General features: G+C 64.1%; 10 protein-coding genes. 3 read left to right on the top strand and 7 right to left on the bottom strand.

Features of this window, described 5'->3' with window-relative positions; translation table 11 throughout:
- Positions 1-58 precede the first annotated feature (58 nt).
- The gene (locus FMM79_RS06930) at positions 59-1,069 is read left to right on the top strand and encodes a 2-hydroxyacid dehydrogenase (RefSeq protein WP_148626774.1); all 1,011 of its coding nucleotides are present in this window, start codon (positions 59-61) and stop codon (positions 1,067-1,069) included.
- Between the two features lie 15 nt (positions 1,070-1,084).
- On the opposite strand, the gene FMM79_RS06925 is transcribed toward FMM79_RS06930, so the two are convergent.
- The 5 genes from FMM79_RS06925 to FMM79_RS06905 all read right to left on the bottom strand — a co-directional run bounded on the left by FMM79_RS06925 (position 1,085) and on the right by FMM79_RS06905 (position 7,624).
- Positions 1,085-1,312: a hypothetical protein gene (locus FMM79_RS06925; RefSeq protein ID WP_148626773.1), complete on the bottom strand. Its 228-nt coding sequence runs from the start codon at positions 1,310-1,312 to the stop codon at positions 1,085-1,087.
- 112 nt (positions 1,313-1,424) lie between these two features.
- Positions 1,425-2,615 (bottom strand): CaiB/BaiF CoA-transferase family protein, encoded by a 1,191-nt coding sequence (locus tag FMM79_RS06920; RefSeq protein ID WP_148626772.1) that lies wholly within the window; start codon positions 2,613-2,615, stop codon positions 1,425-1,427.
- A gap of 3 nt (positions 2,616-2,618) precedes the next feature.
- Positions 2,619-4,499, bottom strand: a complete 1,881-nt coding sequence (locus tag FMM79_RS06915) for a hydantoinase B/oxoprolinase family protein (RefSeq protein WP_148626771.1) — start codon at positions 4,497-4,499, stop codon at positions 2,619-2,621.
- A gap of 16 nt (positions 4,500-4,515) precedes the next feature.
- Positions 4,516-6,564, bottom strand: coding sequence for a hydantoinase/oxoprolinase family protein (locus FMM79_RS06910; RefSeq protein ID WP_148626680.1), 2,049 nt, complete (start codon positions 6,562-6,564; stop codon positions 4,516-4,518).
- Positions 6,565-6,700: 136 nt separating this feature from the next.
- A complete protein-coding gene (locus tag FMM79_RS06905) occupies positions 6,701-7,624 on the bottom strand; it encodes a hydroxymethylglutaryl-CoA lyase (RefSeq protein WP_256376781.1) in 924 nt (307 codons plus the stop codon).
- Positions 7,625-7,990: 366 nt separating this feature from the next.
- Between FMM79_RS06905 and FMM79_RS06900 the strand changes: the two genes are divergently transcribed.
- Entirely contained in the window at positions 7,991-10,447 is a 2,457-nt protein-coding gene (locus tag FMM79_RS06900; RefSeq protein WP_148626769.1) for a TonB-dependent receptor, read from the top strand.
- 120 nt (positions 10,448-10,567) lie between these two features.
- Positions 10,568-11,245 (top strand): GntR family transcriptional regulator, encoded by a 678-nt coding sequence (locus FMM79_RS06895; RefSeq protein WP_148626768.1) that lies wholly within the window; start codon positions 10,568-10,570, stop codon positions 11,243-11,245.
- Here the strand turns inward: FMM79_RS06895 and FMM79_RS06890 are convergent.
- Together FMM79_RS06890 and FMM79_RS06885 are read right to left on the bottom strand one after the other, a co-directional pair.
- Positions 11,242-12,795, bottom strand: a complete 1,554-nt coding sequence (locus FMM79_RS06890; RefSeq protein ID WP_148626767.1) for an MFS transporter — start codon at positions 12,793-12,795, stop codon at positions 11,242-11,244. The genes FMM79_RS06895 and FMM79_RS06890 overlap by 4 nt on opposite strands.
- 133 nt (positions 12,796-12,928) lie before the next feature.
- Positions 12,929-13,966, bottom strand: coding sequence for a LacI family DNA-binding transcriptional regulator (locus FMM79_RS06885; RefSeq protein ID WP_148626766.1), 1,038 nt, complete (start codon positions 13,964-13,966; stop codon positions 12,929-12,931).
- Positions 13,967-13,986 lie beyond the last annotated feature (20 nt).

Genomic DNA, 13,986 nt, shown 5'->3' with positions numbered 1-13,986 from the left:
ACGGATGTTACGAATGATTGCACCGGCAGCGGTTCTCGGACCTCGGGGAGGATAAGGCATGAAGGTCGTCGTCTTCAGCACGCGTGCGTACGATCGGACATTCCTGGAAGAGGCCAATCGCCTGTCCGGAAGTCCGCACGAGCTTACTTTCTTCGACACCCGACTGACCACCCATTCGGCTCATTTCGCACACGGATTCGAAGCGGTCTGCGCCTTCGTCAACGACGCGCTGGGAAAGCCCGAACTGGAGATTCTGGCACGTCATGGCATTCGCCTTGTCGCGCTGCGCTGTTCAGGTTTCAACAATGTGGACCTAGAGGCTGCGGCCCGGCTCAAGATCGCACTGGCGCGGGTGCCCGCCTATTCACCCGACGCCATTGCAGAGCACGCCGTCGCGCTTATGCTCGCGCTCAACCGGCGCATCCACAAAGCCTATGCACGGGTGCGTGAGGGCAACTTCGCGCTCGACGGGCTGCTCGGCTTCGACATGCGGGGAAGGACCGCCGGGATCGTCGGGACCGGGCGAATTGGCCTCAATGTTGCGCGTATCCTCAAGGGCTTTGGCTGCGAGGTGCTCGCAAGCGATCCGGCGCCGAACCCCGAGCTGGCGCAGCTGGGCGGCGAATACACCTCGTTCGATGACCTCTTGGGACGCTGCGACATTATCAGCCTCCATTGTCCGCTCACGCCCGCCACTCATCACCTCATCGGGCGCGGCGCGATCGCGCGCATGAAGCCGGGCGTCATGCTCATCAACACGAGCCGGGGCGCGGTGATGGACGCCCGCGCGGTCATCGCCGGGCTCAAGAGTGGCAAGGTCGGCAACGTCGGGCTCGACGTCTACGAGGAGGAGGGCGATCTCTTCTTCGAGAACCTTTCCGACACGTTCATCCGCGACGATGTTTTCGTGCGCCTGATGACCTTTCCCAATGTCCTCATCACCGGCCACCAGGGCTTCTTCACGCGCGAGGCCATGACCGCGATTGCCGAGACCACCGTTGCCAACCTCTCTGCCTACGAGGCGCAAGGCGCTCCGCTCCACCCGGTTTCGGTCGCGCTGCTGGCCTGAGGAAAGGGCGTTGGCCTAATTGCCCGCCTTGTCCTCGGGCGGCACGTTGGTCATCGGCGTGTCGGGCACCTTTACATCCACGCCGGTCTCGTCGACGTCAGTGACGATCAGTTCGCCCCCGCTCTTGTCCTCGACATCGGTCGTGTAGTCCTTGGCGGGCTCGGGCGAACAGGCCGCCAGGCCGAGCGCGGCAAGGGCCGCAAGGAGCGCGGTGGGCGCCATGGGTGAAGTTCTGAAGATCATGCTACGTCTCCTTCCCAGGGCCCCGATATCGGGTGGGAGAAGGCGAAAACAAGATGGCACGGCAATCCGAGGATCGCCGTGCCATCGTTTGTGGTCCGCAAAGCCTTGAAGATCAGACGATCCCGTTGGCTTCCATCCTGGCGATAGCCTCGGCGTCGAGCCCCAGCAGTTCGCCATAGATTTCGGCGTTGTGCTGGCCGACCCTGGACGGGGCGGGGCGGCGGATCGAGCTGGGCGTGGCTGACAGCTTGGGGAAAGCGTTCTGCATCTTGAGCTTGCCGTGGGTCTCGGTTTCGACTTCGACGATGGCCTCGCGCGCCGCGAAGTGCGGGTCGGCTAGCATCTCGGGGGCGCGGTAGACACGGCCGGCCGGGATCGAATACTCGGTCATCAGCGCATCCATTTCCTCGACCGTGTAGCCCTTGGTCCAGGCACCGATCATCTCGTCGAGTTCGGTTTGGTTCTCCCCGCGCGCAAGGTGGGTCGCATAGCGCGGATCATCGCCGAGTTCTGGCTTGCCCATGGCCGCCGAAAGGCGCTTCCACAAGGGATCGGCGTTGGCGCCGATCATGTATTCGCCGTCGCTGCAGTAGTAGACGTTGGAGGGCGCGATGCCGGGCAGAATCGAGCCGGTGCGCTGGCGGATGAAGCCCGAACTGTCGTACTCCGAGACAAGGCTTTCGGTGATCTGCAGGACGCTTTCGTAAAGGGCGGCGTCGATGATCTGCCCCTTGCCGGTGGTGTCGCGCACATGCAGCGCGGCAAGGATGCCCATGACGCCATAGGTGGCGGTGAGGGTGTCACCGATGGAGACGCCCATGCGGCTCGGCGCACGGTCGGGTTCACCCACGATGTAGCGCCAGCCACCCATGGCCTCGCCGATGCCGCCAAACCCTGCCCGCGAGGAGTAGGGGCCGGTCTGGCCGTAGCCCGACATGCGCGAGATGATAAGGCCGGGCTGCTCTTCGAGCAGCTGCTTGGGATCAAGCCCCCACTTTTCCATCGTGCCGGGACGGAAGTTCTCGATCACGATGTCGGCATGGCGGATGAGCTCGCGCACCAGCTTCTGTCCTTCGGGCACACGCATGTTGGCCGAGACCGCACGCTTGTTGCGCGCGATCACTTCCCAGCTGACCTTCTTCTCACCCTGGCCCCAGACACGCAGGGGGTCGCCTTTGCCGGGCGGCTCCACCTTGATGATGTCGGCACCCATGTCGCCCAGCAGTTGTCCGGCGAACGGGCCAGCAAGGAGCTGGCCCATTTCTACGACGCGAAGTCCCTTGAGGGCTCCTGTATTTTCCATGATTTACTCCACTGCCTCAGCCGCTTGCGCTGTGCGCCACCTGGGCTGCTTGGGTGCGGGTAGGCCGGTTTCTTCGAGGCAGTTTTTGCGCAGTGTTTCGATGTCGGGGCCGAAGTTGAAGACCTCGACGTCGCCGCGCTCGGCGCGCATTTTGGTGCGCAGGTTCTCGGTGGCCTTTTCGTCGACCGCGCCGTTTGTGATGACGACGCCGTAGTCGAGTGCGCCGGTCTCGGTGACGAGGCCCTGGCCGATTTCGGTGAGGATGAGGGCGGGGTCGCGCTCGAGCGGGTCGCCCCAGCCACCGCCGCCCCAGGTGATGAACTGGAGTTCATCGCCGGCTTCGACGGGGTAGTCCTCGAGCTTGTTGCCGACCACGATCTGGGTGCCGTCGGCCTTGGTCAGGATCTTCTTGGCGCGCTTGCCCGGAAGACCGCCGTTGACGCCCCATGGCGGCACGAACCAGCGGTCGTCGTGGATCGCGATGACGCCCGGCTCATAGAAGCGGTAGACCATGTTGATGCCGTTGCCGCCGCGGTGCAGGCCCGCACCGCCGCTGTCGGCGACCGTCTCGTACTTGACGATCTCGAGCGGGAAGTAGCGCTCGAGGAACTCGTTGGGCACGTTGGTGAAGCCGGGGAACAGCGAGTGGCCGTCGGGCCCGTCGCCCATGGGACGGCCCGGGATGCCGCCAAAGCCGATCTGGAAGAGCTGGAACCACTTGCCCGCCTTGTCGTGGCCTGCGTAGAACAGGTGGGGGCTGGACGAGAAGCCGGCGGCGTTGAGGAACTCGGGCGTCTTCTGGCCAAGCAGGCCGCCCATGATATCGAACAGGCGTCCGAGCACGTGGGTACGGCCCGAGAGCGCGGCCGGGAACTTGGGCTTCAAGAGCGAGCCTTCGGGGATGCGGATGTCGATCAGCGGGTAGTAGCCATCGTTGAACAGGATCTGCGGATCGAAGACCATGATCATGTAGATGCCGAAGAACATGCGCATCATGTTCTCATTGAGCAGCATGTTGATCGAGGCCTGGCTCTGCGGATCGGTGCCGTCGAAGTCGAGAACGACGCGGCCGTTCTCCTTCCACATCGTGCACTTGATCTTGTAGGGGCCAAAGCCCATGCCATCGTCGCAGATGTAGTCCTCGAACGAGACGGGCGTCTCGCCGATCGAGCTCTCGATGAGCTGCTGCATGGCGCGGTAGTTGCGATCGAGCAGCAGGTTGGTCGCCGAGACGAAGATGTCATCGCCAAAGCGCTCGGCCATTTCGACCACGCGGTTGGCCGCGACGCGGCACGAGGCGATCAGGGCGTTCAAGTCCGCCTTGCACCAGTCGGGCATGCGCGACTGGTGCATGACCAGCTTGATGAGGTCCTCGTTGTACTCGCCCTTCTTCCAGATCTTGACGGGCGGGATGCGCACGCCTTCCTGGAAGATCTCGGTGGCGTGGATCGGCATGGAGCCGGGGACCATGCCGCCGATGTCGCTCTGGTGGCCGAACATCGAGGTGTAGGCGATGAGGCGGCCGTCCTTGAAGACGGGGAGCAGGACGAGCCAGTCGTTGCAGTGGCTGATCGCGCCGCCGACCGAGTAGGGGTCGGACAGGAAGATCATGTCGCCGTCTTCCACGGTGCCTTCATAGCCTTCAAGGAAGGGGCCGATGTAGGAGCCGAACTGACCCACGATCATGCGACCCTTGTGGTCGGCGATGAGCGGGAAGGCGTCCCCCTGTTCGCGGATGCCCGGCGACATGGCGGTGCGCACGAGGGTGGCGTCCATCTCGACGCGGGCGTTGCGAAGGGCGTTCTCGATGACTTCGAGCGTGACCGGATCGATCTCGATCTTCTCGAAGGGGGTTTCGTTGGCCTGAATGATCTGTGCGGGCATTAGAGAGTTCCTTCGCTCACTTCAGGTTGATGAGGATGTTGCCGTAGGCATCGACAGTGCCGGTGCAGTCGGCTTCGATGAGCGTGGTGGAGTCCATCTCGGTGACGATGGCCGGACCCTGGATCACGTCGTTCGCTTTGAGCTTGGAACGGTCGTAGATCACGGCGGGGACCATCTTGCCATCGGCCCACAGCTGGTGGTCGCGCACCTTGGCCTCGATGGGATCGCCGTTGCCTTCGGGCAGGCGCTGGGCTTCGAGGTCGAGGACGGGGCCAAGCGCGACGGCGCGCAGGTTCACCAGCTCGTGCTCGCTATCCATCTTGAAGGTGAAGAGGCGCTCGTGCTCATCATCGAAGCGCTCGATGATCGCAGCAAGGCCGCCCGACTTGAAGGTCTCGGGGTCGATGGAAAGCGGCACTTCGAAGGCCTGGCCTTCGTAGCGCACGTCGAGTTCGAACTCGACGGTGACGTCGCTGGCCGAGATGCCCTCGCTGGTGAGTTCCTTCGTGGTCTGCGCGGCCATCTCTTCGAGCTGGGTGAGAACGTCGGCTTCCTCGGTGCTGGAGAACGACTTCGAATACGAACGCGCGGTCTCGGTGCGCATGCGCGTGGTCGCATCGCCCAGCGCGCACAGCACGCCTGGGGACACCGGCGAGACGGCAGGCCAGGAGCCCATCAGCTTGGCGACGGCGTTGACGTGGAGCGGACCCGCCCCGCCAAAGCCCATGACCGCGAAGTGACGCGGATCGTAGCCCTGCTGGACCGAGATCATGCGCAGCGCGCCGAACATGTTCTCGTTGACGATGTCGATGATGCCGCGGGCCGCTTCCATGACATCGATGCCCAGCTTGTCGGCGATGGTCTGAACCGCCGCCTTGGCGCCTTCACGGTCGAGCTTGAAGGTGCCGCCGAGCAGGTTCTCGGGGAGGTAGCCCAGGACGACGTTGGCGTCGGTCACGGTCGGCAGCGTGCCGCCCTTGTTGTAGGCCACCGGGCCCGGGACGGCGCCAGCCGATTCCGGACCGACGCGCAGCGCGCCGGTAAGCTCGGGGACATAGGCGATCGAGCCGCCGCCCGCGCCCACGGTCTTCACGTCGAGCGCGGAGGCGCGCACCGAGAGGTGGCCCACTTCGGTGGTACGCACGCGGCGTGCCTCGAGGTTCTCGATGAGCGCGACGTCAGTCGAAGTGCCGCCCACGTCGAGCGTCAGGATGTTCTTGATGCCTGCGTTCTTGCCGACCCACAGTGCGCCGGTGACGCCGCCCGCCGGGCCTGACATGAGCAGCGCGACGGGATGCTCTTCGGACTTCTCGGAGGACATGAGACCGCCATCCGAGCGCAGCAGCGAGAGCGAGCCGGCCATGCCGCCTGAACGCAGGTTCGAGCGCAGGTTGCGCACGTAGTTGCCCACGACCGGGCGCACCGCGGCGTTGGCAACGGTGGTCAGCGTGCGCTCGTATTCCTGCATCTCGGGCAGGACTTCGTGGGAAAGCGAGACGGGCAGCTCGGGGCAGATCTCGGCGGCGAGCTCGCCGATGCGCTTCTCGTGCGCGCCGTTGAGGTAGCCGTTCATGAGCGACACGGTGAGCGCCTGGACGCCCGAATCCTTGAGCCTGGCGAGGACCTCGCGGATCTGTGCCTCGTCGATCTCACGCACTTCCTCGCCCTGCGCGTTCATGCGCCCGGCAACCTCGAAGGTGTCTTCCAGGGCTGCCAGCGGCACGGGCTTGGGCCACACGATCCAGCCCGCAAGGCCGCCCGGCACGAAGGAGCGCGCGATCTGCATGACCTGGCGATAGCCCTCGGACGTGATGAGCCCCACGCGCGCGCCCTTGCCCTCAAGCACGGCGTTGGTCGCGACGGTCGTGCCGTGCAGGAAGAACTCGATATCCGCCGGCGTGATCCCCGCCTTCTCGCAAATCGCGCCCAGCCCGTTCAGAATACCTTCCGAACTGTCATGCGGCGTCGACGGCGTCTTGTGACGGAAAAACGAACCGTCTTCCTGGTTGAACAAAAGTAGGTCGGTAAACGTCCCTCCGACGTCGACACCCAAGCGGTAGGTCATGTGTTTCACCTTGTTCGAAGACTATGCGCCAGCGAATAGGCCGCATGTCCGAGGAATATGAAAATGACCGGCCCATAAACATCCGCCAGGCGGAGGTTTATGTCGCCTGTCGGATAAGCTTGCGGGGCGGTCATGCTCAGCCCCCGGCCGTTTCGACCGGCCGGGGAAAGCCGGGTGCGCGCGCAACCATGGAGGGCAGGGTGCGCTCCATGACCGTGGCCAGCCACTGGTTCGCGTCAACAAGCTTGCCAAGATCCATGCCGGTGGCCACGCCCGCGCGGTGGAGCATGTAGACCACGTCCTCGCTGGCGACGTTGCCGGCTGCGCCGGGGGCGAACGGACATCCGCCCAGGCCGCCCAGGGCTGCATCGACGATGCGTGCGCCGGCTTCCACCGCCGACCAGACATTGGCAATGCCGGTGCCACGGGTGTTGTGGAAATGGACGCGCACGGGAATCGGGCCGATGGCTTCGCTGACAGCGCGCACGAGGCGGGAGACGTGGGCCGGATCGGCGACGCCGATGGTGTCGGCCAAGGCAATCTCGACCGGCTCGGCCTCGGCTAGTTTGCGGGCCATTTCGATGATGTGCTCCTCGGCAATCTCCCCTTCGAAGGGGCAGCCGAAGGCCGCGCCGATGGTTGCTTGGCCGCGCAGGCCAGCATCCTGGGCCATCGCGATGAGGCCTTTGGCCGCGTCGACTGATTCGAGGCTGGTCTGGCCCTGGTTGGCGATGGCGAAGCGGTCCGAGGCAACGCAGACGGCGCCCAGTTCATGGATGCGCCCCGTCGCAATGGCGCGCTCGCCGCCCTTCGCATTCATGACAAGGCCGGTGTAGAGGATACCTTCGACTTCGGGCAGTCCGGCGCAGACCTCGGCCGCATCGGCCATCTGGGGTACGCGGCGCGGGTTTACGAAGCTGGTTACTTCGATACGGCGGGCGCCCGCATCGATTGCGCGGCGAACCAGTTCGAGCTTGTCCTGCGTCGAGACCAGCGTTTTTTCGTTCTGCAGGCCGTCGCGAGGGCCTACTTCCATGAATTCAATCGACTTTGCCGTCACGCGGATCGGGCCTTTCCTTGGGGTTTTCCTTGGCTCCGGGGCCTGGAGTGCAGTGCGTTTGCGGACCGCTGGGATGGGCTGAGAGATCGCCGGTGGCAGCTTTTCGCCTCTCCTCCTTGAGGTCATTCCAAAACTGTACACGAAATGGTTTGGGCGGTCCATACATGAGCGCGTGATCTGGCCGCTATTGCGTTAGAATTTCCATTATATGGGAAGTCTTAGCTTCGTTGTGAAAGTGAGTTGAATATTTTTGTGTACAAATATGTAAATCGTAGTCACTTTGATGTCGCCAAGAGCTGGAACCGGCCGGGTACTCGATATTATGTTTGAAAAGTAAGGTAATTGAGGTTCAGGGGAAATCATCAAATGCAGCACAAGAAGGTAATTCTTCACGCAAGTGTCGCGCTTGGCGTTGTCGGAGCCAATCCGGTCGCAGCGCAGTCTAACTCTTCGGGAGCAGAACTGACCGGCAATCAGATAACTGTCACCGCACGCCGCCAGAACGAGAGCCTGAGCGACGTGCCTGCCTCGGTCACGGTGCTGACCGGTGCGGACCTGGAGGCCAAGGGCATCGTGACGACCGAACAGGCGATTGCGTCAACGCCTGGCGTTACGATCGTCTCCAACGCCGCGCAGGTCGGTGATGCGCAAATCAATATCCGCGGTGTCAACGGCGCGCGCGATGCGGAAAATAACGTCGCGCTGGTTGTTGACGGTATTCTCAAGACCAACACAGCGGCAGTCAACCAGTACCAGGGCGCGCTCCAGCAGTTCGAGATCTTGAAGGGTCCGCAAGGTGCCTACTACGGACGCGGCGCGACCGCGGGCGTGATCGTGATGACGACGAAGAAGCCCTCGGACCGACTCGAGGCCGATGGGCGCGCCTATTGGGCGACGCAGGACAGTCAGCTTCTGGAAGGTTCGATCTCGGGTCCTCTTGGGGGTAGCACCGGCTTCGTCCTGTTCGGCCAGTACCGTGCGACCGACGGGTTCTATACCAACACCGGCCCCGATCCGCGCACGCGCGGCAAGACGATCGACCAGTACGAAGGCTGGGGGGTGGGCGGACGCCTCGTCTCCGAGCCGACGGACCGGCTGAGCCTCGATGCGAAGTTTCGCTTCAACAAGATCGAGGCCGCCGCGCTTAACTACAATGCGGCTTTCGAGATGCCCGACTTTGCCAGCGCGCTGGGCATCCCGGAATACTATCAGGACGTGAACACCGCGCGTTTCGAGTGGCAACGCAACGTGCCCTCGATCGACAACCTGCGCACGATCGAGGGCTCGCTCAAGGCGGACTACGCCTTCGATGGGACGAAGCTGACGAGCTGGGTGTCTTTCTCGGATATCGATGAGACGTTCTATGCCGACACCACCGCCGCCTCGTTCGGGCGCTTCAATGGGCAGGATGCGTGCATCGCATCGACCGCGGCGCTCTACGAGGCGGGCGTGGTTCTGGCGCCGCCGCTCTACCTTGCGCCGACGCCGGGCGGTTCGACGCTGGGCGCCTACAGCCCGACGGCCTGCGATGGCGTCCAGGTCACCTTGCGCGATCAGCGCGATGTCAGCGCCGAGATCCGCCTCGTCTCGGACACAAGTGCGCCGCTGCAGTGGTCGGTCGGGGCCTACTACCTCTACATCAACCGCCATTACGCTACCGCGCTCAACGAGGATGACGGCGGGCCTGTCAATTCCAATCTCTACAATGCGCCAGGTGCGCCCAACCAGACCTCGCAGCTCTTCGACGACCGCTTCAAGACCAATGTCTATGCCGGTTTCGGTTCGCTGGAATGGAGCCCCACGCAAGCCCTCACCCTGTCGGGCGCGCTGCGTTTCGATCGCGAGGAGCGCACCGTCTCCCCGCTCGTGCCCGATGTCACCGATCCCATCACAGGTGCCTCGATCAATCCGGGCTACGATGTTGGGACGCTGGAGTTTCAGAAGAGGGCCTACGAGCAGCTCCAGCCCAAGGTTACCTTGCGCTATGCATTCACGCCCGACATCAACCTCTATCTGGACTATGGCGTGGGCTTCAAGGCGGGAGGCTTCAACAGCCAGGGCAGTGCCGCGCTCATCGACACCTACTACAACGACCTTCTTGGTTCCAACCTGTCCATCGAGGATGATTACAAGAAGGAGGTTAGCCATGCGCTGGAGGCGGGCTTCAAGATTGGTCTGGCCAATGGCGATGTGCAGATCAACGGCGCTGTCTATCGCAACATTGTCAAGGACATGCAGTTCTTCGAGTTCTACACCGGCACTTTCGGCATCCTGCGCGTCGTCTCCAATATCGACAAGGTGCGCCTGATGGGGGCGGAACTGGGCATCGTGTGGAAGGTCGCTCCGGGCTTCACGCTCGATGCGGGAGGCAACGTCCTCGACAGCAAGATCATTACCAACTCGGTGCGTCCCGATACCGAAGGCAACAAGTCGCCCTACTCGGCCGACTATACCCTGAACCTGGGCGCCTCGGTAATCCAGCCGGTCAGCGACAGCGTCGGTTTCACCTTCCGCGCGGACTACCGCCTGACCGGGCCGACGTGGTTCCATGTTGTGCAGGACCAGACGCGGCGCACGATTTTCGACGTGTTCTATCCCGGGCTTGGCACGGCGGACTATTCGCAGACCCGGCGCGATGCCTATGGTATCGTAAACTTGCGCGTCGGGCTGAAGGGCGAAGGCTGGCACCTCACCGGCTTCGTCAACAACTTCTTCAAGAAGCGCTACCTGGAAGAGGTGATCCCTGCGCCCGAGTTCGGCGGCGCCTTCCTGACGCCGGGCGGGCTGCGCCAGGTCGGCGTGGAAGCAGGCTTCCGCTTCTGACACGGCGCGGTTGGGCGGGCGGTGCGCGCACTTTGCGCGTTGCGCTGTCCGGCCAAGCGGCGCTAGGGAGCCAGCAAGTTTACCAAGTGGAATGCCGGGCGCACGCACCGGGAGTTGAACATGGCCAAGACGTCAGAGCAGGTATATCGCCAGATCCGCGCAGGTATTTTGGCGGGCGATTTCGAGCCGGGCATGTTCGTGCCCGAGGACGAGTTCGCGAGCTACTGTGGCACCTCGCGCACACCGGTGCGCGAGGCGATTGCCCGCCTCGTTTCGGAGACGCTGCTGCAGCGCTCGGGCACGCGAAGGGTCTTCGTGCCGTTGTGGTCTGATGGCGAGGTGGAGGAACTCTTCACGCTGCGCGCCAAGCTCGAGGCCCATTGCGCCGAGCGGGCGGCCGAACTGATCACGCCTGACGAGATCGCGGAGCTGCGAACCCACGCCGACTTCATCGATGCGGCGCTGGGCGAGGAGGCCGACATTCCCGGCTTTGTAGAGGGCAACCGGCGTTTCCATGCGACCTTGCTCGCGGCGGCGCGCTCCGAGCCGCTCAACCAGATGATGCGGATTATCGTCAATCAGGTGATCATCCACCGCACGGCCGAGCGCTACAAGGTCTCGGACCTGGAACAGAGCCAGCGTGACCACCGCGATCTGATTGCGGCTTTCACCGCGCACGATGTTGCCTGGGCCGGCGCTATAGCGCGCAACCACATCCGCCGCGCCGCCCATGCCTATCGCCTGCGCGCGAACGAGGCCGCGACACACGGTGCGCACTTCACCGAAGACATGGACTAGCAGGCTGCACGGCCCCCGTCGGGATCGACGCGAAGCGCAAGCAGCGCAGCCAGTGCCAGCGTTCCGGCGGCAAAAGCCATCGTCCAGACCGGGGCTTCGGGGAAGAAGGCCTTCATTATCGTGCCCATGACCGTCGCCACGAGCAGTTGCGGGAGGACTACGAATACGTTGAAGAGCCCCATGTAGACGCCGAGCTTGGCGTGCGCCAGATGGCTGGCGAGGATGGCGTAAGGCATCGCGAGGATCGAGGCCCAGGCAATGCCGATGCCGATCTCGCAGGCGATCAGCCAGGTGGGATCGCGCACCATGAGGAAACCTGCAAAACCGAGCGCGCCCGCGAGCAGGCACAGTGCGTGGGTGCGCACCTTGCCCAGCCGAGCGGACAGGAGCGGAAGCAGCAGCAGCGCGGCAAAGGCCGCCACCGCGTTGTAGACCGCGAAGAGCAGGCCAACCCAGTTGCCCGCCTCCTGGTAAGTCGGATCGAGCGGCGAGGCGGTGCCAAAGTGGGTGATTGCCACCACCGGTGTCGTGTGTATCCACATGATGAAGAGCGCCGACCAGCTAAAGAACTGGACGAGAGCCAGGCGCTTCATCAGGGGCGGCATTCCGGCAAAGTCTCCCACGATCCCCGCGAACATCGAGCTTTCCTTGCCTTGCCGTGCGCGCCGTGCTGCGAGGTTTACCGCCAGGCCGTAGGCAGCGAGGAGCGTGGCGAGGAGGTAGACCTCCTTTTCGAGGCTCCAGTGCCAGACGGCAAGGGCCAGTGCGACGCCAAGGCCGATCCAGGTGAGCCCCGTGGTCAGTTTGCGTTCCGCAAGTGTGCCTAAGGTTGCAGGCATGGCGGCAATCGCCTCGCTATCGGCAAAAGCACGCATATCTTCGGGCGTATATTCACGAGTGGACAGGACGGTCCACAGCACGGCGACGACAAGCAGAGCTGCACCGGCCTGGAAGCTGATCCGTACCGTCTGGGGGACTGTGCCGTCTGCGGCTACATTCGCTACGCCCAGATGCTCGAGCAGGTAGGGGAAGAGCGAGCCCACGACCGCGCCCGCGCCGATGAAGGCGGTCTGCACGCCGTAGCCCGCCGTGTGCTGGTCGCGGCGCAGCATATCGCCGACGAAGGCACGGAACGGCTCCATCGAGACGTTGAGGCTGGCATCCAGGGTCCAGAGCAGGAGGGCCGCCATCAGGAGGCTCGTACTACCGGGCATCGCCAGTAACGAGGACGCCGCCAGCAGTGCGCCAGCCAGGAAATAGGGCCGCCGCCGTCCGAGCCTGCCGAGCCAGGTGCGGTCGGAAAGGTGGCCGATCACGGGCTGGACGAGGAGGCCCGTCAGGGGGGCGGCAACCCAGAGCGCGGGCAGATCGTCAATGGAGGAACCCAGCGACTGGAAGACCCGGCTCATGTTCGCGTTCTGGAGCGCGAAGCCGACCTGGATGCCGAAGAAGCCGACGCTGATGTTGCACAGACCCAGCCAGCCTTGGCGAGGCTTTTCCGACCGTGCGGTGGCCTCTCCGGGCCATCCGGCATCGCTGTTTGTAGCCATCAGGCCGTCCTTTCCCATCTTCTCTGCCGATGGTCTGCCACCGTGCGTTTCAGGCCCATGGCATTTGCACGGCCCGGGCCCGGCGGCAATCACGCATACGAATACGCGGCACACGTCTGCGTCCGTTTCGAAGCTAACGGGGCGTCGTGCTCTCACGTAGGATCAGCTGTGTCCCGATGAGCGGGGAGGGAGGCTCGCGCTCTTCGATCCGGGCGAGCAGGGCGTCGATTAGCCGTTCGCCTGCAGCGCGCATGTCCTGCGCGATGGTGGTGAGACTGGGCGAGGCTATGGCCGCGGCAGGCAGGTCGTCGAAGCCGATCACGGCAACGTCCTCGGGGATCCGCTTTCCCGCGGCGCGCAGAGCCCCCATGGCGCCCAGCGCAATGAGGTCGCTGGCCGCAAAGACCGCGTCGAACTCGGTGCCTGCATCGAGGACGTCCTGCATGGCCGCGCGGCCAAGGTCCTCGTGGCTGATCGTATCGCGCCGGAGGGCATCGTCGGGCGCGATCCCGGCCGCGTCGAGCGCCTCGCACAGTCCGCCATAGCGGTCCGCAAACTCCGGATAGTGTTCGTCCGCCTGGCCGAGGAACACGATGTGGCGATGCCCCAGGTCAAGCAGGTGTTCGCCCGCCATCCGGCCTGCCTGCGCGTTGTCCGAGCCGATTGCGGCGCCAAAGGCCGGATCATCGACCGCGCCCCAGCGCACGAAATGCGTGCCATGGTCGACCAGGTCGCGCAGGCGGCTGCGGTAGAGCGTGTAGTCGCCGTAACCCAGCAGGATCAGCCCGTCGGCGCGGTGGCTGTCGAGATAGCGCACGTGCCAGTCGTCCTCCATGCGCTGGAATGAGATGAGGAGGTCGAGCCCGCGCTTGGCGCTGTGCCGCGTGATCGCGCCGAGCATGGCGAGGAAGAAGGGGTTGATCTTGGAGTCGCCGGGGGTGTCTTCCTCGAAGAAAAGGAGCGCAATGGTGTTGGTCCGCTTGGAGCGCAGCGAGGAGGCGTTCTTGTCGACCGAGTAGTTGAGTTCCCGTGCGATCGCCTCAATGCGCGTGCGGGTCGCTTCGCTGATGGACGGGCTGCCGCGTAGCGCCCGACTGACGGTGGGCTGCGAGACGCCCGCCCTGTAGGCGATGTCAAAGCTCGTCGGCCGGTTCGATGGCTTGCGCCCCATGTATTGCTCCTTCTACCCTG

It is taken from the genome of Novosphingobium sp. BW1, assembly GCF_008107685.1.
Taxonomy (GTDB): Bacteria; Pseudomonadota; Alphaproteobacteria; order Sphingomonadales; family Sphingomonadaceae; genus Novosphingobium.
The sequence above is the reverse complement of the archived record's forward strand: the minus strand, read 5'-3'. Positions and strand labels throughout refer to the sequence as shown.